The organism is Halogeometricum rufum, from assembly GCF_900112175.1.
GTDB lineage: Archaea > Halobacteriota > Halobacteria > Halobacteriales > Haloferacaceae > Halogeometricum > Halogeometricum rufum.
The window spans coordinates 1-18,630 of sequence record NZ_FOYT01000003.1 but is presented as its reverse complement, the minus strand read 5'-3'; the positions used below and the strand labels follow the sequence as shown (position 1 = coordinate 18,630).

Sequence of the window (18,630 nt, the reverse complement as noted above, 5' to 3'; positions counted from 1 at the left end):
CGTCGCTCACGGCCAGTCACCTCCGGTCGCGTCCTCGAAGAAGTCGTACTCGTCGGACTCTTCGCCCGCCGTCTCGGCGGACATCTCGCCGGTTGCGCTCGCGGTGCTCGGTGCGGTCGTCTCCGTTCGTTCGTCCCGTTTCTTCGGCGTCATCGGTCCCTTCGACTGCCCTGTTCGCTGGTACGTCTTGCCGATGCTGTTCTTCTGTGTGAAGCCGGGGAGGGGGAGGGTCGTCGCGTCCTCGATTCCCTTCTCGACGAGCGACCCCGTCGGACAGACGGTCACGCAGTGCCCGCAGGAGACGCACGTCGAGTCCTCCATCGTCGCCGCGCCGTTCTGGAAGCCGATGCGGGTGTCCGGTCCCGACCCCTCCAGTCTGAGGACGCCCTCGACCTGCACGTCGTTGCACGCCTCGACGCACCGGTTGCAGAGGATGCACTTGTTGCGGTCGATCTGGATGAACGACGACGTGTCGTCGATGGGTTCGTACTCGTCTCGGTCGTCGAGGACGCCGTACCGCGGTTCCTCGACGCCCTGTTCGATGGAGGCGTCCTGCAGTTCGCACCGGCCGTTCTTCCCGCAGGTCGTACACCGGAGGTTGTGGTCCGACAGGACCAAATCGAGGTTCACGCTGCGGGCCTCGGCGGCGGCCGAGGCGTCCGTCTGGACCTCCATCCCGTCTTCGACGGGGTAGCTACACGCCGGGACGACGCCGTGCGACGCCGTCTCGACCATGCACGTCCGGCACTCGCTCCGCGGGCCGATGTCCTGCCGGCCGTAGTGACAGAGCGCCGGGACGTACTCGTCCGTCTCGACGGCCTCGACGGCGTCGAGAAGCGTTCCGCCCGCTTCGACGGACACCTCGACGCCGTCGACGGTGACGACGGCGGCGTCGTCGCTGCCGACCGGCGGGTCCGACGCCGTCCCCGGCGCAATCTCCTCGGTCAACGGTGGCGCGTCGGTCGCCGTCTGCCGGTCAGAACTCATCTCGCGACCCCTCCCGAGTCGAGCGACGGCCGTTCGTCCGGCCCCGTCTCCCGGGCGGTTGCCGCCGACTGTCGACGCCGTAGACCCGCCGCCCGCAACTGTGGAATCGGACGACGACTCCGCTCTCGCTGGTGCTGAGTGTCATTTGATACCGTATGTAACACGGTCGTCGGTCGCGATAATAAATCTACTCGTGAGGTGACATCGAGCGGGCTTCCGTCTGTCGGTCGTTCGACGCCGTAGCGCCCGAACTGGTCTCTGTCGCCCCTTCGTGGCGGTTCGGCCGACTCGGATAGTCACCCCGCCCGGCCGTCACGCCAGAACACATCATACAAAAATCCTGATACGAAGTGGCCGTCCACACCGCCACCGGCCGTCGTCGCCCGGGCGTCACAGGCCGTCTCTCCGCGGGGGAACTGTCGGTCCGGCTAAATCAGACGTAGGTGCCCGTCCTACCCGAACCGTCCACGTTCGACCCTCGACGGACGACGTCACCGAATCGACGCCGGTAATCGACCGGACTGAACTTCACTGCCGGCAAAGTAGTTCCTGATACGGCCCTGACGGTGAGATATGTATTCAATATTCCAAATCGAACTTCGGACCGGGTGTATCTGTCACTCGATAGGATTAATCGGCGTTCGATACCGGACACGAGACGCTTGGAGAGGTCGAGCCGACGACGCTCACGTTCGGAACGCTCGGTGCGCCCCCTCACAGGAGGTCGTTCTCCACCGACTTCGCCGTGCTGACGACCAGACCGGTGATGTCCTCTTCGAGGGTCTTCCCCGACATCCGCTCCATCGGACCGGAGACGCTCACGGCGGCGATGGCGCGTTGCCGCGAGTCGGTAATCGGCGAGGCGACGCTCTGCCACCCGGCGGCGTTCTCCTCCCGGTCGAACGCGACGCGCCGGTCGCGGATGGACTGGAGTTCCCGACGGAGGCGTTCGCCGTCGGTAATCGTCTTCTCCGTGATGGCGTCGAGTCCGTCGGCGACGCACCGGTCGACCTCTTCGCCGGGTCGGTACGCGAGTATCGTCTTCCCGCCCGCCGTCGCGTGCAGGGGAACCGTGTCCCCCTCGCCGAACGGCGGCGACATCGACTCGTTCGCCCGCGTCTGCGCGACGACGACGCCCCGACCGGACTCGTAGACGAGGAGCGTCGCCACGCAACCGGAGACGTCGGCGAGTCGTTCGACCGCCGGGAGTGCGGCCTCGTACGTCGGGAGGCGGTCCCGCGCCGCGGTGCCGAGTTCGAACAGGCCGAGTCCGACGTAGTAGTCGTCGCCCTCGCGGGCGAGCAGGCCGAGCGACGAGAGCGTCTGCACGTGCTTGTGGACCGCGCTCTTCGAGAGGTCCAACCGTCGCGCGAGTTCCGAGACGCCGATACCGTCGCTCGCCCGAACCGCTCTGAGCACCCGGACGCTCGTGTACGTCGCCTTCACCGGATACTCCTCGGTCATCGTCCCGTCTCCTCCCGCGTCCTCGAGGCAGAACGCCGCTTCGACGGCCCCTTCGCGACCCGGCCCGACGTGCGTTCTCGATGAGTGAACATAGAGTATAGTTCGTGATGGAATTCCCATATACCTTTCGTGCGCACGTCGGCGTGCGTCCTCATCGTCGAACTCCCGTCGTGCCCGCCGCCGAACTGTCGGCGTCGAGAGCGCCGCTCTCACCGAATACCGCACGTACAGACCGCTGTGTGGAGGACGAGTTCGACGACGGCCGAGGGGGGACGCGGCCGGTCACCCGAGAGACACCGTGACCGGGCGAATTCCGGCCGGTGGCACGAGCGTTCGATTCGGACTCGCGTTACGAGTATATCATTGTAACGGAAATCCGAACCTCGCGCGACGGACGAAGTCAATCGTTAACTCACTGAGAACGCCGACGCCGGAAGCCGGCGCAGGCCGATATATCCGCCCATCAAAGCGCGGAAAATTGTATATCACGAAAGTTCCAACAAAAATTGTGCGCTCGCCGGGCGGTGTCACGCGAACCGTTCTTCGTGGGCGAACGCTCTCGCTGGCCGGAACTCCTGTTCGAGTCGTCTGACGGCCGGATATCTCGGCTGGCGGCGCTTTACACCGCGTGGCGTGGACGAACTGGCCCGCGGTGCTCGAACCGTTCGCCGATTGCGAACGGTCAGTCGAACCGCGGGAGGTACGCGTCGTTGGCGTCGAGGAGTTCCTCGGTCATCTCGTGGATTTCGTCCAGCGTGCACGCGGCACTCGTCAGGGGGTCCAGTTTGACCGCGCGGTGCAGTTTCTCTCGGTCGTTCTCTAGCGCGGCGTCCACCGCGAGTTCGTACACTGCGACGTGTTGTCGGTCGAAGGCGGCGAGTTCCGTCGGGAGTTCGCCCACCGAACAGGGTCGGACCCCCGCCCCGTCGACGGCGCACGGGACTTCGACGCAGGCGTCGTTCGGGAGGTTCGCGATGGCGTCCGTCTCGTTGGAGACGTTGAGGTTGAATCGCCGGGGGGTGTCCGTCTCGATTGAGTGAATCAGGCGCGAGGCGTACTCTTCGGACCGTTCGACGCCCACCTCGTCCAGACTCTCCTCGATAGTCGGTTCGTCCCGCGACGCGGAACGGGCGGTCCAGCCTTCGAGGTACGTCCCCGTGGGCATCCGTTCGGCGTAGCCCTCGCCGTGCATCGCCGCTATCGTCTCCGCCTCGGTTCGAAAGTACGGCAGGTACTCGCTCACGTGGTGACTCGACTCCGTGACGAACGCGCCGAAGTGCTTCAGCATCTCGAAGCGGACGGTGTCGCGGCGGTACACCGACTCCGTCGTCATCGCCTCTCGGAGCGCCGGATACAGGTCCTCCCCGTCGCGTTCGAGTTCGAGGAACCACGCCAAGTGGTTGATGCCGGCGACCCAGTAGTCGAGTTCGTCCTGCGGCACGTCGAGGTAGTCGGCAATCGCCTCCGCGGTGTGCGGGACGGAGTGGCAGAGACCCACCGTCTCCACGTCCGTCGCCTCGAACATCGCCCGGCAGAGCATCGACATCGGGTTCGTGTAGTTCATGAAGAGGGCGTCGGGACAGCACTCCTCCACGTCCCGGGCGATGTCCAGCATCGTCGGGATGGTCCTGAGGGCGCGGAAGATGCCGCCGGGGCCGGCGGTGTCGCCGATGGCCTGTTCGACGCCGTACCGTTCGGGGATTCGAATCTCGTTCTCGAACGGTTCCTCCCCGCCCACGTTGATCATGTTCAGGACGTAGTCCGCGCCGTCGAGGGCCTCCCGGCGGTCCGTCGTCGCCAGAACCGTCGCGTCGAGACCCTCGTTCTCGACCATCGCTTCGGCGACGCGCGCCGTCTGCGACAGGCGGCGTTCGTCGATGTCCATCAGCCGAATCTCGCTGTCGGCGAGTGCCGGGAACGAGAGCACGTCTCCGATCAACTTCCGCGCGAACACCATACTGCCCGCTCCGATGAACGTAATCGTCGGCATGGTACGCAGGTGCAGTGAGGGAGATATAAGCGTGCCGGGTGGAGGGATGCGCCGACACCGGGCCGCCGGCACCGGACGCGTCGTCGGGGAACGCTTTTCTCTTCGGCCGGAGAGAGGGGAGATAGACGATGACTATCGGCGTGTGCTACTTCCCCGAACACTGGCCGCGAGAGCGGTGGGAGCGCGACGCAGAACAGATGGCAGAGGCCGGCATCGAGTACGTCCGGCTGGCGGAGTTCTCGTGGGCCGTCCTCGAACCCGAACGCGGGGTCTACGAGTTCGACTGGTTGGACGAGGCGATAGCGACACTCGCGGACCACGGCTTGAAGGTCGTCCTGTGTACGCCGACGGCGACGCCGCCGAAGTGGTTGGTCGACCGCCACCCCGAGATTCTGCAGGCGGACCCCGACGGCACGCCCCGCCACTTCGGCTCTCGCCGTCACTACTGCTTCAACTCCCCCGTCTACCGTCGCGAGACGCGTCGCGTCGTCTCGGAGATGGCCGACCGGTACGCCGACGAGGACGCCGTCGTCGGCTGGCAGACCGACAACGAGTTCGGCTGTCACCGGACGGTCCGGTGTTACTGCGACGACTGCGCGGCGGCGTTCTCGGACTGGCTTCGGGAGACGTACGACGATGTCGATGACCTCAACGAGAAGTGGGGGACGACGTTCTGGAGCCAGCGGTACGACTCGTTCGAGGCGGTCGACCCGCCGCGACCGACGCCGGCCGAACACCATCCCTCCCACCTGCTCGACTACCGACGCTTCTCGTCGGACAGCGTCGTCGACTACAACCGCGTCCACGCCGAGATACTCCGTGACCGCGACGACGACTGGTTCGTCGCGCACAACTTCATGGGCGACTTCGAGACGCTGGACGCCCACGCCGTCGCCGACGACCTCGACCTCGTGACGTGGGACTCGTACCCGACGGGGTTCGTGCAGGACCGGCGCGCGGGCGCGCCGTCGATGGACGAACTCCGCGCGGGCGACCCCGACCAGGTGGGGATGAACCACGACCTCTACCGCGGCACGAACGACGCGCCGTTCTGGGTGATGGAGCAGCAACCCGGCGACGTGAACTGGCCGCCGCACTGCCCGCAACCCGGCGAGGGGGCGATGCGCCTGTGGGCGCACCACGCGACGGCCCACGGCGCGGACGCCGTCCTCTACTTTCGGTGGCGACGATGCAGGCAGGGGCAGGAGCAGTACCACGCCGGCCTCAGAAAGCAGGACGGCAGTCCGGACAGGGGCTATCGCGACGCCGTCGCCGCGGCGTCCGAACTCGCCGACGTGGACGCGGCCCACGTCGACGCGCCGGTGGCACTCCTGCACGACTACGACGACTGGTGGGCGATAGACGCGCAACCCCACGCGCCCGAGTTCGACTACTGGGAGCACGCCCGGACCTACTACCGCGCGCTCCGCGCCCGCGGTGTGCAGGTCGACCTCGTCCACCCGGAGACCGACCTCTCGGACTACGCCGCCGTCGTCGCGCCGTCGCTCCACCTCGCGGACGACGAGCGCGCGGCGCACCTGCGCGAGTTCGTCGAGGACGGCGGCGAACTGCTCCTCGGCGCTCGCTCCGGCGTGAAGACCCCCTCCAACCAACTCCACGAGGAACTCGCCCCCGGCCCGTTCGCCGACCTCGCGGGCGTTCGGGTCGACCAACACGAGAGCTACCCCGCGGACGTGGACCTCGCGGTCGAGACGGACGCGGGGTCCCGCGCCGTCTCCGTCTGGTCCGAGTGGCTCGTCCCCGACGAGGACACCGAGACGGTGGCGACGCACACGACGGACCTCGCGGCGGGGACGCCCGCCGTCACGCGCGCGCCGACCGACGGCGGGTCGGTCGTCTACTGCGGCGTCTGGCCCGGCGCGGACCTCGCGGACGAACTCGTCTCGGGCGTCCTCTCCCGGGCGGGCGTCGCGACGACCGACCGCCTCCCCGACGGCGTCCGGGTGAACGAACGCGACGGCCTGACGTGGGTGAGTAACTTCACGAGCGACCCCGTCGCCGTCGACGCCCCGGACGACGCCGACTTCCGAGTGGGCGAGTCGTCGCTCGACGGGTTCGACGCGGCAGTCGTCGAGGCGGCCGCGAGCGACCTCTCGGTACGACGCTCGCCGTAGGGCCGGCGTCGCGACGGTTCTCTCGCTCACTGCCTCTCCCGCTCACTTCCTCTCTCCGCGCTCGAACCTGCACCAATCGTTATCTATAAGTATCTTTCCTCATACTGACTCAAGGACGAGCACCAATGACTGGAGCAGACAGCAGTCTCGACCGGCGACAGCTTCTCAAGTACCTCGGACTCACCGGTGCGGCGGGCCTCGCCGGTTGTGCGGGCACCGGCGACAGGCCGTCGACGGCGACGGAGGGCGGCGGGTCGACTGCGACGTCCGGCGGCGGCGACCAGGCGACGCAGACGACCCAGAGCGGGCCGGAGATGGCCGACAGCATCGAGGTCTGGGGCTGGGACGTGGCGGCGAAGTCGCTCGACCTCATCGACGAACCGTACGAGGAGGCCCACGGCGGCGACGTGAAGATAACCCAGATCGGCCGGGCGGACATGAAGAGCAAGTTCAAGTCGACGCTCCTCTCGGGGTCCGGCGCGCCCGGGGCGGCGATGATGGAGAGCGTGGACGCGGCGGCGTGGGTCTCCACGGGCGGCCTCCGCGACCTCTCCGGGTGGCTGGAGGAGTCGGGCGTCCGCGACAAGTTCGTCGACGGGAAGTGGGAACCGCTGACGAAGGACGGCGGCGTGTACGCGCTCCCGTGGGACATCGGTCCCGTCGGGACGTTCTACCGGCGCGACGTCTACGACGAACACGGCATCGACTCCGAGAGCATCGAGACGTGGGACCAGTTCATCGAGGAGGGCAAGAAACTCCCGGACGGCCAGTACATGCTCAACCTGCCGCCGAACGACTACGACGGCCTCTGGCGGATGATGTTCCGGCAACTCGGCGGGCAACCGTTCACCGAGTCGGGCGCGGTCAACATCCACAGCGACAAGAGCGTGAAAGTCGCGCAGATTCTCCAACGCGTCCACAACTCCGGCATCGCCAACGACCTCGCGTCGTGGTCGTCGTCGTGGTTCACGGCGTTCGGAAACGGGTCGACGGCGAGTCTCACCGCCGGCGCGTGGATGGAGGGGACGCTGAAAGCCGAACTCTCCGACACGTCGGGCCAGTGGGGGGTCATCAAACCGCCCGCGCTCGAATCGGGCGGCCCCCGCGCGACCAACTGGGGCGGGTCGAACGTCACCATCGCAGACCAGGTCGACGACCCCGTCGCGCGGCGCGCGTGGGACTACATGGTGTACACGCTGGCGAACAAGGAGAACCAGATTCAGATGTACAACGAGTACGGCATCTTCCCCGCCCTCGAGACGACGTACGAGAGCGAGGCGTTCGACCAGGAGAACGAGTTCCTCGGCGGTCAGCCGGCCGGCCGACTGTTCGCGGACATCGCGCCCGAGATCCCGCCGTACCGCTACACGCCGGACACGCCGGAGGTCACGAAGGCCGTCAACACGCACTTCCGCACCATGATGAGCGGCGACATCTCGCCCGAGAAGGCGGTCCAGCGCGCCGCAGAACAGGTCGCGGACCGAACGGATCGGGAACTCGCGTGACCACCTGATGGCGACGCAAGACTCACCCCGCTTCTCGAACGCCCGCGACTCGCTCCGCTTCTGGCGGCAGTCGGTCTCGGCGGCGATGCCGTCGGCCAGCGACGGCCTCGTCGGCTACCTGTTCTTGCTCCCGGCCATCGCGCTGTTCACCGTCTTCCTCGCGTTCCCCATCTTCTACACGCTGTACCTGTCGTTCTTCAGGTTCCAGGGCGTCGGCAGCGAGACGCTGCTCTGGATAGACACGGGGTTCTTCTCGTTCAGGCTCCTCAGCCTCTCGCGACTGGAGTTCGTGGGGCTGTCGAACTACGCGGCGATGTTCTCAGACGCGCTGTTCCACCAGGCGCTGTTCAACACGGTGTTCATCCTGCTCGTGCAGGTGCCGCTGATGGTCGGCATCGCGTTGCTTCTGGCGGTGGCGCTGGACGCGTCGTTCGTCAAGTTCCGGGGCGTCTTCCGCACCGTCCTCGCCCTGCCGGTGTCGGCGAACCTCGTCGCGTACTCGACGGTGTTCCTGCTGATGATGCAGGATACGGGGCTCGTCAACTACGTGCTGACGACAATCGGCCTCGACCCCATTCCGTGGTTCACCAGCGGGTTCTGGTCGCGGATGACCATCGTCGGCGCGGTCACCTGGCGGTGGACCGGCTACAACATGATAATCCTCCTCGCGGGACTGCAGAACGTCCCACAGCAGTTGTACGAGGCCGCCGAGATAGACGGCGCGAACCGCATCGAGAAGTTCCGGTACGTCACCGTCCCGCAACTGCGTCCGGTGTTGCTGTTCGTCTTCGTCACCTCGACCATCGGGACGTTCAAGCTGTTCAGCGAGCCCGTCATCATCAACAGCGGTGGCGCGCCGCTGGAGTCGACGATCACCATCGTGCAGTACATCTACCAGACGGCGTTCATCGACTTCCGCCTCGGCTACGCGAGCGCGCTCACCTACGTCCTCATCGGCGTGGTGAGCGTCCTCTCGGCGGTCCAACTCCGCGTCGGAGGTGACGACGATGCGTGAGGAGACGCGCCGAGACGCGGTCTGGCAGTTCCTCACGTACTCGTTCATCCTCCTCGGGTCGATTCTCACGCTCGTCCCGCTCTACTGGATCTTCGTCGCCTCGACGCTCTCGGAGTCGGAGTTCCTCTCCAGCACGTCGCCCCGACTGCTCCCCGGCGACGAGTTCTTCGCGAACCTGCAGTCCCTGCAGGCCCGCGAAAACGTCCAGTTCCTCGGCCACATCGGCCAGATGACGCAGTACGTCGACCTCGGACCGGTGTACTTCGCCTACGACTTCTGGCACCTGTGGAACCCCGGCGCCATCTCCAACAGCATCTTCATCGCCGTGGTGTACACCCTGCTGTCGCTGCTGCTGTGTTCGATGGCCGGGTTCGCCTTCGCGAAGTACGAGTTCCGCTTCAAGAAGCCGATGTTCTACTCCATCCTGGCGACGCTCATCCTCCCCATCCAGTTGCTGGTCATCCCGCTGTTCCTGCTGATGAGCCGGCTGGACATGACCAACACCTACTGGGCCATCATCCTCCCGTGGGCGGCGAACCCGCTCGGTATCTTCCTGATGCGTCAGAACATGCGGTCGATACCGGACGCCCTGCTGGAGTCGGCGCGGATGGACGGCGCGACGGAGTTCCAACTGTTCTACAAGATAGCGCTCCCGACGATGAAGTCGTCGCTGGCGGCGCTGGCGATAATCCTCTTCTTGTTCCAGTGGAACCTGTTCCTGTTCCCGCTGGTCATCCTCGAACAGGGCAAGTACACCATCCCGGTGGCGATAAATCAGCTCGTGGGCGCACAGCGCGTCTACTACGACCAGATAATGGTCGCAGCGACGCTGTCCATCGTGCCCATCTTCGTGCTGTTCCTGTTCCTCCAGAAACAGTTCGTCAGCGGAATCCTCGCGGGGTCCGTCAAGGAGTAACCCAATGTCGAGCATACAACTAGACGCGGTACGAAAGGAGTTCGGATCGGGCGGACAGAAGATAGTCGCCGTCGAGAACGTCGACCTCGAGATTCGCGACGGGGAGTTCCTCGTCCTCGTGGGACCGTCGGGCTGCGGCAAGACGACCACCCTCCGCTGCGTCGCGGGGCTGGAGGACGTGACGTCCGGTACCATCACGTTCGGGTCGCGCGACGTGACCGACCTCCGGGCACGCGACAGGGACGTGGCGATGGTGTTCCAGAACTACGCGCTCTACCCGCACATGAACGTCCGACAGAACCTCGGGTTCGGACTGAAGCTCTCGACGAAGCTCACGACGGCGGAGATAACCGAGCGCGTCGAGGACGCCGCCTCGATGCTCGGCATCGAGGACCTCCTCGACGACAAGCCGAAAGAGCTCTCCGGTGGTCAGCAGCAACGGGTCGCCCTCGGCCGCGCCATCGTGCGCGAACCGGAGGTGTTCCTGATGGACGAACCGCTCTCCAATCTGGACGCCAAACTCCGCTCGGAGATGCGGACCGAACTGCAGGAACTCCAGCAGACGCTCGGCGTCACCACCGTCTACGTCACGCACGACCAGACGGAGGCGATGGCGATGGGCGACCGCATCGCGGTGATGAACGACGGCGAACTCCAGCAGGTCGGCGCGCCGGAGACGGTGTACAGGTCGCCGACGAACGAGTTCGTCGCGGACTTCATCGGGTCGCCCAGCATCAACCTCCTCACGGTCGACGTGGAGGGGTCGACGCTCGTCGGCCCGGGCGACTTCGAGTACGACCTGTCGGACGAGTCGCCGGTTCAGGGGTACGACCGCGTCCGCGCCGGGTTCCGCCCCGAAGACGTCGAACTCGTTCCCGAGGGCGGCACCTCGACGACGGTGAACGTGGCCGAGCACATGGGCAACGAGAACTTCCTCTACCTCGAACTCGCCGGCCGGGAGTTGACGGCGCGAATCGACAGCGCCGTTCGTCCGGAGACGGGCGAGACGGTCCGGTTCACGTTCGGCGAGGAGGCGCTCTACCTCTTCGACCCCGACACCGGTGACGCCCTGAAGACGAAGACGGACACCGTCGACGGCGACGTCGCGAGGATGACGACCGAATGAGACGCTCGCCTCCGCAGCGGACGTCGAACGCAGAGCTAAATGAGAGCGAACACAACGACCGACCCAGCATGAAGATAGTCGACTACGACCTCTACGCCGTCCCGCCGCGATGGCTGTTCCTGCGCGTCGAGACCGACGCCGGTCTCGTCGGGTGGGGTGAACCCGTCGTCGAGGGACGCGCCCGAACCGTCAGAACCGCCGTCGAGGAGTTGATGGACACCTACCTCCTCGGGACGGACCCGCTCCGTATCGAAGACCACTGGCAGACGATGTACCGCGGCGGCTTCTACCGCGGCGGTCCCGTCCTCATGAGCGCCATCGCCGGCATCGACCAGGCGCTCTGGGACATCAAGGGGAAGTGCTACGACGCCCCCGTCCACGAACTGCTCGGCGGGAAGGCCCGCGACCGCATCCGCGTCTACCAGTGGATCGGCGGCGACCGACCCGGCGGCGTCGCCGACGCCGCCCGCGAGAAGGTCGACGCGGGCTTCACGGCGCTGAAGATGAACGCCACGTCGGAACTCAGCCGAATCGACTCGCCGGACACCGTCGCGCGCGCCGTCGAGCGACTCGGTGCGGTCCGGGAGGCGGTGGGGCCGGAGGTGGACATCGGCGTCGACTTCCACGGCCGCGTGACGAAGCCGATGGCGAAGCGCCTCGCGGAGGCGCTGTCCGAACACGAACCGTTCTTCGTCGAGGAACCGGTGTTGCCCGAACACAACGACGCGCTCGCCGAAATCGCCCAGCACACCACCACGCCGATAGCGACGGGCGAACGGATGTTCTCTCGGTGGGACTTCAAGCAGGTGTTCGAACAGGGCGTCGTCGACGTCATCCAACCCGACGTGAGTCACGCCGGCGGCATCACCGAGGTCAACAAGATAGCGAGCATGGCCGAAGCGTACGACGTGGCGCTCGCGCCGCACTGCCCGCTCGGACCCATCGCGCTGGCCGCCTGCCTGCAGGTCGACGCCTGCGCGCCCAACGCCCTCATCCAGGAGCAGAGCCTCGACATCCACTACAACGAGACGTCCGACGTGCTCGACTACCTCGCCGACACCTCGGTGTTCGAGTACGACGACGGCTTCGTGGACATCCCCGAGGGCCCGGGCCTCGGCGTCGACATCGACGCCTCGGTCGTCGAGGACCGCGCCGGGCACGACGACTGGCACAACCCGGTGTGGCGACACCCCGACGGGAGCGTCGCCGAATGGTAGGCGGCGACCCGACGCCGGTCCCCGGTCGCTTCGACGGCGACACGGCCCTCGTCACGGGGTCGACGCGCGGTATCGGTGCGGGCGTCGCCGAACGCCTCGCGGCCGAGGGCGCGAACGTCGTCGTCACGGGCCGGACCGCCGAGGCGGGCGAGGCAGTCGTCGAGCGAATCAGGGACGAGGGCGGGTCGGCCCGGTTCGTCCGCGCCGACGTGCGCGACCCGGACGACGTCGCGGCACTCGTCGAGGCCACCGTCGAGGAGTTCGGCGGCGTCGACGTCCTCGTCAACAACGCGGGCGTCGAGACGGACACCGCCGCGGACGAGGCGACGATGGACGACTGGGAGTTCGTCCTCGAGACGGACTTCCGGTCGTACTGGCTCTGTGCGAAGCACGCGTTCGCCGAGATGGACCGCGGCGCCGTCGTCAACGTCTCCTCGAACCACGCCGTGCTGACGATGCCGGAGAAGTTCCCCTACAACGCGGTGAAAGCGGGCATCGACGGCATGACGCGGGCGATGGCGCTCGACTTCGGTCCGAACGTCCGCGTCAACACGGTGAACCCGGGCTGGGTCGCCATCGACCGAACCACCGGCGAGATGTCCGACGAACGCCGCCGCGAACTCGAAGCCATCCACCCGACGGGCCGACTCGGAACCCCCGCGGACGTCGCCGGCGTCGTCTCCTTCCTCGCCAGCGACGACGCCGCGTTCGTCACGGGCGCGAACCTGCTCGCGGACGGCGGGCGGGCCGCAGTCATGCAGGACGACACGCTCCCGGACTACCGACGCCGCCGGGACGGCGACTGACTCGGACCGACTCCGGCGCACACCTCGACGTTCTTCGGAGTTCCCCTCCCGACGTTCTCGCCGTCAGGACGCTCTCCGCGGTCTGACGATACGGTGATAGTCTCTGAGCGACAGTACTGGACGTATGGCAGACAAATACCACACGGGAATCGGTTCGGAGTTGGCGGAGGGGATAATCGGCGCCGCGCGCACGGGTCTGGGCGACACGCTCCGAAGCGTCGTCTACTTCACGCCGTCCGCGTTCGACGTGGTCTATCTCCGGAGCGACCTGTACGAGTCGCCCGAGGCGGCGCGCACCGCGAAGGCGCGACTCGTGGACTTCGAGACGGTGGGGTTCGCGGAGTCGCCGGTTCGGTCGGCGCTGGCGGCCGAGGACCCGGTCGGCATCGGCGACTACGAGTTCACCGTCCGGTTCCACCGCGACGGCTTCGTCGTCCGGATTCTCGAAGGCGACCACGGCGTCCTCCTCACGACGGACGCGATGGACGTGGACGAGTTCGAGACGGCCGCGGCGACCATCTCGACCCTCCTCCTCGAATCGTCGGCCTGAGCGCCCGGCCGACTTCGGCCGGGGGCGGTTCAGTCCCCGTTACGGACGTCTTCGACCGCTTCGGCGAACCCGCGGGCGTTCGCCTCGACGGCGTCGAAGTCGCCGCGCGCGACGGCGTCGGCGTCCACGATGGCGCTCCCGACGCCGACGGCAGTCGCGCCCGCCTCGAAGAAGTCGCGGACGTTCCCGAGGCCGACGCCGCCCGTCGGCACCGTCGGGACGTGACCGAGGGGGCCGCCGAGTGCGGAGACGAACCCCGGTCCGAGGGTCGCCGCCGGGAACACCTTCACCATGTCCGCGCCGGCCTCGAACGCGTCGACTGCCTCCGTCGGCGTGGCGATGCCCACCAGCGAGGGCTTCCCGTAGCGGTTCGCCGTCCGCACGACGCCCTCGTCGAAGGACGGCGTGACGACGAACTCCGCGCCCGCGAGGATGGCCGCCCGGGCGGTTTCGGCGTCGAGGACCGTCCCCGCGCCGACGGTGAGTTCGTCAGCGGTGAACGTCGACGACACGTCGCGTATCATGTCGAGGACGCCGTCGGTGTTCGCGGTCACTTCGACGGTGGGGACGCCGCCGCGACGGATGGCGTCGACGGTGTCGACGACGGCGTCGGCGTCGGTACCGCGAGCGATGGCGACGACGCCGCTGTCTCGGATGCGCGCCGCTGTCTCTCGGCTCATACGCATCGCTCGTAGAGGACCCGCTTAAACGCCGTGGTCGGACGTCGGACGACTCGACCGGCGTCCCACCCGACGTTCTACCCGCGATTCTATCCTCCGTTCTATCCTCCGTTCTATCTGCGATTCTACATCTCGAATCGCTGAGATGACTGTCAGTACTGTCTCTATGAATACATATATGCCAAATCTGAGTCAGAGAATGGCCGAACTCGCGCCATCTCGCGAAAGAAGGCGTCTATCCGGCTCCGAACGCGGCTGAAGTCGGCGTATCTACGGCGTAGACGCGGTTCGTTCGTCGCAGACGAACTCGTCGTAGCCGGCCTGCCGTGCGGTCACGTCGACGCGTTCCGTCTCGATGCCGACGGCCGCACAGCGCTCGTGCTTCGTCGTCGTGAACCGCTCGTCGGCCTCGCTGTCGCTCGTCAACACCGTTCCGTGCGTCGCCGTGTGTCTCCGCTCCCGCAGGCTCTCGGCGTCCGACTCGACGCCCTCGACGACGGACTCGGCGAGCGATTCGCCCGCATCAGCGTCGATTCGGTCGCTCGGGTTACGTTCGGTCCGTCTTCTTGCGTTCCTGCGTGGGGTGGTCGCTGACGAGGACCGTGGTGTGATCCGGCACGTCCTCGGACACCCACGAGTTGGCCCCGATGCTGACGTGGTCGCCGACGGTTATCGCCCCCAGCACCTTCGTGCCGGCCCCGATGACGACGTGGTCGCCGATGTCCGGGTGGCGCTTGTACCCCTTCTTGAGTTTGTGTTCCTCCGTCTCGTCCTTCTCGAAGTGGAGCGCTCCGAGGGTCACGTCCTGATAGAGCCGAACCCAGTCGCCGACGGTGGCCGTCTCACCGATGACGACGCCGGTGCCGTGGTCGACGAAGAAGTACTCGCCTATCTCGGCTCCGGGGTGGATGTCGATGCCGGTCTGCGTCTTCGCGTACTCGGTGAGTTCGCGGGCGTACTCTCCCGCACCCGCCTCGTACAGCGCGTGCGCGACGCGCTGGACCTGGATGGCGAGGACGCCGGGGTACGAGCGGATTATCTCCAGATACGTCTTCGCCGCCGGGTCGCCCTTGTAGGCGGCTTCGACGTCCTTCTTCAGGCGCGCGCGGATGTCCGGAAGCCGGTCGAGAATCGTCTCGACGGTGGCCGCCGGGTCCTCGTCCGTGTACGGGCGAATCCCCGCGTAGAACAGCGTCCCGAGTTCGTCGAGGTGGTCGAGGATGGCCGACTCCTCTCGCACGAGGCTGGCCGCGTTCCAGCACGTGGGGAAGAACAGTCGCTTCAGGATGTCCACTTCGTCGCGACTGTGACGCTGCGTCGGGAACTCCATCGGGGCCTGCTTCGGATACGGGTCCTCGTCGTCGCGGTAGGAAGCGTACAACCGTTCGTGCGCCTCTCCCGTGTACCGGTACTCCATGCTCCGGCGTTCGCCGCCGAACGTCTTAGTAGTGGACGCCGCCGGCGCGCGGGGGCAGTTATATCACGATTAGTCACCATATACCGGTATGGACGCCGAGTGCTACTTCTGCCACGGGTTAGTCCTCCCGGACGAACGGGACGACATCGTCCTCGGGGACCACGGAGACCACCGGGTCTTCCTCCACGAACAGTGCGCGAGAGGCTACGAACTCGTCGAGGACGCGGCGGACGCGCGGGACGCGGTCGAAGTGACCTGCCCCGAGTGCGGCGCCGTCGAGGTGCATTGAGTCGCTGGTGCGGACCCCCGGTAGTCCGGTGCGGGGGTCTGCGACTCGAAACTCGACTCCCGACTTTTCTGAGAGGTGCTGTTTCGTGCGGAGCGTCGACTCGACGCGCCGGCCGGGAGTGTCGACCGAAGCACCGGCGGGCGAACGCTCGCCGAACGCGCCGTCGACCAGCGACTGCGGCGGCGTCGGGACGGTAACAGACGAAATCAGGGGTCCCAGGGGGTACCAGATACGGACCGCGGCGGCGGGTGTCAGGGGAGGTCCACGGCGATGCCCGACTGGAGGCTCGCCGCCTTCACCGTGTTGTACATCAGCATCGCGATGGTGAGGGGTCCGACGCCGCCGGGGACGGGCGTGATGGCCGACGCCTTCTCCTTGGCACTCTCGAACTCCACGTCGCCGACGAGTTCGTACCCCTTCTCGGTGTCCGCCTCGACGCGGTTGACGCCGACGTCGATGACCGTCGCGCCCTCGCCGACCATCTCGCCGTCTATCATCTCGGGGACGCCCGTGGCGGCCACGAGTACGTCCGCGTTACGCGTCTTCTCCGCGAGGTTCTTCGTCCGCGAGTGACACACCGTGGTCGTTGCGTTCCCGCCGGCGTCACGCTGGATGAACAGGTTCGCCATCGGCTTGCCGACGATGTCGGAGCGCCCGACGACGACGGCGTCCGCGCCCTCCGTCTCCACGTCGTAGGCGGCGAGAAGTTTCTGGATGCCGTGCGGCGTGCAGGGCTTGTAGCGGGCGTTCCCGGCGACCAGTCGGCCGACGTTCTCCGGGTGGAAGCCGTCGACGTCCTTCGCCGGGTCGATGCGTTCGAGGACCGCCCGCTTCTCCACGTGGTCCGGAACCGGCATCTGGACGAGGATGCCGTGAACCGCCGGGTCGTCGTTCAACGCGTCGATGCGGTCGAACAGCGTCGACGCCGGTTCGTCGGGGGCTATCTCGTGGTGATAGCTCTCGATGCCGAGTTCCTCGCAGGTCCGCTGTTTCATGGACACGTACGTCTCGCTGGCGTCGTCGTCGCTCATCAACACCGTCGCCAACCCCGGTGTGACGCCCTCGTCCGCGAGCGTCTCGACGCACGACGCTATCCCGTCCTGTATCCCGTCGGCTACCTCGTTGCCGTCGATTATCGTCGTCATGGTGAGTGAAGTCGTGAATGGTCACGCGGACGTCCGCGGGTCGGCGCGCACCGCCAACGGCGACGCGACCGGACGCGCCGACCGCACGTGACGCGTGACGCCATCCTGCAAACCGTCTCTCGACCCAGCCACATAGGTCCGCAGGTGGAATGGTACGCCCATTGAAGTGGACGGCGGAACGCCGGTGGCGAATCGGCGTCGACCGACGGCGAAATCGGCCACGTACCGCCCCGAAACGCCGGTTACGCGAGGCTTTATGCCGGAGACGACCCGAGCGTGTGGCACGACGTAGGCGGGGCGACGACTCCCGCCGCGACCCCTCACAGATGACCGAGTGTACCACCGTCACGGAGCGAGCACCGTTCGTCGAGACGGCCCGGGCGGCACCGCCGGGCGCCCGCGTGCCCGTCGAGGTCCGCGTCACCGTCGAAGACCCCTACGAGGCCTACCGTCGCGCCCGCGACGAGGAGACAGAGGGCTTCTACTACGAGACGACCGGCGGGCAGTCGGGGTGGGGCTACTTCGGCGTTGACCCGGTGGAACGGGTTCGCGTGGGCGCCGACGCGGCGTCGCGGGGCGACGACAGCCCGAGTCTCGCCGAACTGTCGTCGCTCCTCGAACGCGAGCACCTCGCTCGTGGCGACTGCGACGTCCCGTACCCCTGCGGAGCGTTCGGGTGGCTGTCGTACGACGTGGCCCGCGAACTGGAGTCACTGCCGTCGACGACGCAGTCGGACGGCCTCCCGCGCATGCAACTGGGCGTGTTCGACCAGGTCGCGGCGTGGGAGGAACCGCGCGAGGGGAGCGTCGAACTGCGCGTGACCGCCTGCCCGACCGTCGACGACTCGCCGGCGGCGGCGTACGAGGACGGCGTGCGGCGGGCGACGTCGCTGGCGCGGTCTGCGGTCGACGGCGACGGGAGCGTTCCGCCGGTTCGCACCGCCGGCGACCGCGCGACGTTCGAGAGCGAGTGCGGGGCGGCGGCGTTCGCGGACCGCGTCGAGCGAATCAAGCGGTACGTCCGCGACGGCGACACGTTCCAGACGAACGTCTCGCACCGACTGGTCGCGCCCGCCGCCGTCCACCCCGTCGAGACGTTCGACGCCGTCCGGCGCGTGAACCCCGCGCCGTACTCCGCGCTCGTCGAGTTCCCCGGTATCGACCTCGTCAGCGCCAGCCCCGAACTCCTCCTCGACGTGGACGGCGACCGCCTCCGCACGGAACCCATCGCCGGGACGCGGCCGCGCGGGGCGACCGACGCCGAGGACGCCGAACTGGAACGCGACCTGCGGTCCGACGAGAAGGAACGCGCCGAACACGCGATGCTGGTGGACCTCGAACGCAACGACCTCGGGAAGGTGAGCGAGTACGGCAGCGTCGAGGTGTCC

17 protein-coding genes are annotated in these 18,630 nt (G+C 67.2%); 10 read left to right on the top strand and 7 right to left on the bottom strand.

Annotated features, from left to right (window positions below; genetic code table 11):
* Nucleotides 1-6: 6 nt before the first annotated feature.
* From BM310_RS21940 to melA, 3 genes are all read right to left on the bottom strand, one after another.
* Nucleotides 7-987 (bottom strand): 2Fe-2S iron-sulfur cluster-binding protein, encoded by a 981-nt coding sequence (locus tag BM310_RS21940; protein WP_089809326.1) that lies wholly within the window; start codon nucleotides 985-987, stop codon nucleotides 7-9.
* A 714-nt stretch (nucleotides 988-1,701) separates the two neighbouring features.
* Nucleotides 1,702-2,451, bottom strand: a complete 750-nt coding sequence (locus tag BM310_RS15230) for an IclR family transcriptional regulator (protein ID WP_089809324.1) — start codon at nucleotides 2,449-2,451, stop codon at nucleotides 1,702-1,704.
* A gap of 682 nt (nucleotides 2,452-3,133) precedes the next feature.
* Nucleotides 3,134-4,441: an alpha-galactosidase gene (melA, locus tag BM310_RS15225; protein ID WP_089809322.1), complete on the bottom strand. Its 1,308-nt coding sequence runs from the start codon at nucleotides 4,439-4,441 to the stop codon at nucleotides 3,134-3,136.
* 128 nt (nucleotides 4,442-4,569) lie between these two features.
* Between melA and BM310_RS15220 the strand changes: the two genes are divergently transcribed.
* The 8 genes from BM310_RS15220 to BM310_RS15185 all read left to right on the top strand — a co-directional run bounded on the left by BM310_RS15220 (nucleotide 4,570) and on the right by BM310_RS15185 (nucleotide 13,711).
* The gene (locus BM310_RS15220; protein ID WP_089809319.1) at nucleotides 4,570-6,576 is read left to right on the top strand and encodes a beta-galactosidase; all 2,007 of its coding nucleotides are present in this window, start codon (nucleotides 4,570-4,572) and stop codon (nucleotides 6,574-6,576) included.
* A gap of 125 nt (nucleotides 6,577-6,701) precedes the next feature.
* Nucleotides 6,702-8,081, top strand: a complete 1,380-nt coding sequence (locus tag BM310_RS15215; protein WP_089809317.1) for an extracellular solute-binding protein — start codon at nucleotides 6,702-6,704, stop codon at nucleotides 8,079-8,081.
* Between the two features lie 7 nt (nucleotides 8,082-8,088).
* Nucleotides 8,089-9,096 carry a carbohydrate ABC transporter permease gene (locus tag BM310_RS15210; RefSeq protein ID WP_089809315.1) on the top strand — a complete coding sequence of 336 codons (1,008 nt, stop codon included), beginning with the start codon at nucleotides 8,089-8,091 and terminating at the stop codon, nucleotides 9,094-9,096.
* Complete coding sequence (locus BM310_RS15205) at nucleotides 9,089-10,012, top strand: carbohydrate ABC transporter permease (protein WP_089809900.1); 924 nt, start codon at nucleotides 9,089-9,091, stop codon at nucleotides 10,010-10,012. The genes BM310_RS15210 and BM310_RS15205 overlap by 8 nt, the downstream gene beginning before the upstream one ends.
* 4 nt (nucleotides 10,013-10,016) lie before the next feature.
* Nucleotides 10,017-11,138 carry an ABC transporter ATP-binding protein gene (locus tag BM310_RS15200; protein WP_089809313.1) on the top strand — a complete coding sequence of 374 codons (1,122 nt, stop codon included), beginning with the start codon at nucleotides 10,017-10,019 and terminating at the stop codon, nucleotides 11,136-11,138.
* Between the two features lie 68 nt (nucleotides 11,139-11,206).
* A complete protein-coding gene (gene dgoD, locus BM310_RS15195; protein ID WP_089809311.1) occupies nucleotides 11,207-12,355 on the top strand; it encodes a galactonate dehydratase in 1,149 nt (382 codons plus the stop codon).
* Nucleotides 12,349-13,161, top strand: coding sequence for an SDR family NAD(P)-dependent oxidoreductase (locus tag BM310_RS15190; protein WP_089809308.1), 813 nt, complete (start codon nucleotides 12,349-12,351; stop codon nucleotides 13,159-13,161). Before dgoD ends, BM310_RS15190 begins: the two co-directional genes overlap by 7 nt.
* Before the next feature lie 124 nt (nucleotides 13,162-13,285).
* Complete coding sequence (locus BM310_RS15185; protein ID WP_089809306.1) at nucleotides 13,286-13,711, top strand: DUF7522 family protein; 426 nt, start codon at nucleotides 13,286-13,288, stop codon at nucleotides 13,709-13,711.
* A gap of 29 nt (nucleotides 13,712-13,740) precedes the next feature.
* On the opposite strand, the gene BM310_RS15180 is transcribed toward BM310_RS15185, so the two are convergent.
* The 3 genes from BM310_RS15180 to epsC all read right to left on the bottom strand — a co-directional run bounded on the left by BM310_RS15180 (nucleotide 13,741) and on the right by epsC (nucleotide 15,808).
* The gene (locus BM310_RS15180; protein ID WP_089809304.1) at nucleotides 13,741-14,391 is read right to left on the bottom strand and encodes a bifunctional 4-hydroxy-2-oxoglutarate aldolase/2-dehydro-3-deoxy-phosphogluconate aldolase; all 651 of its coding nucleotides are present in this window, start codon (nucleotides 14,389-14,391) and stop codon (nucleotides 13,741-13,743) included.
* Nucleotides 14,392-14,661: 270 nt separating this feature from the next.
* Nucleotides 14,662-14,820 carry a hypothetical protein gene (locus BM310_RS21475; RefSeq protein WP_177232660.1) on the bottom strand — a complete coding sequence of 53 codons (159 nt, stop codon included), beginning with the start codon at nucleotides 14,818-14,820 and terminating at the stop codon, nucleotides 14,662-14,664.
* Nucleotides 14,821-14,938: 118 nt separating this feature from the next.
* A complete protein-coding gene (gene epsC / locus BM310_RS15175) occupies nucleotides 14,939-15,808 on the bottom strand; it encodes a serine O-acetyltransferase EpsC (RefSeq protein WP_089809301.1) in 870 nt (289 codons plus the stop codon).
* Nucleotides 15,809-15,896: 88 nt separating this feature from the next.
* Between epsC and BM310_RS15170 the strand changes: the two genes are divergently transcribed.
* Nucleotides 15,897-16,097 (top strand): hypothetical protein, encoded by a 201-nt coding sequence (locus BM310_RS15170; protein WP_089809299.1) that lies wholly within the window; start codon nucleotides 15,897-15,899, stop codon nucleotides 16,095-16,097.
* Nucleotides 16,098-16,348: 251 nt separating this feature from the next.
* Here the strand turns inward: BM310_RS15170 and BM310_RS15165 are convergent, their stop codons facing one another.
* The gene (locus BM310_RS15165) at nucleotides 16,349-17,242 is read right to left on the bottom strand and encodes a bifunctional methylenetetrahydrofolate dehydrogenase/methenyltetrahydrofolate cyclohydrolase (protein ID WP_089809298.1); all 894 of its coding nucleotides are present in this window, start codon (nucleotides 17,240-17,242) and stop codon (nucleotides 16,349-16,351) included.
* A gap of 326 nt (nucleotides 17,243-17,568) precedes the next feature.
* On the opposite strand from BM310_RS15165, the gene BM310_RS15160 reads away from it, so the two are divergent.
* The coding region (locus tag BM310_RS15160) for a chorismate-binding protein (RefSeq protein ID WP_089809296.1) at nucleotides 17,569-18,630 on the top strand (1,062 nt) is incomplete at its 3' end.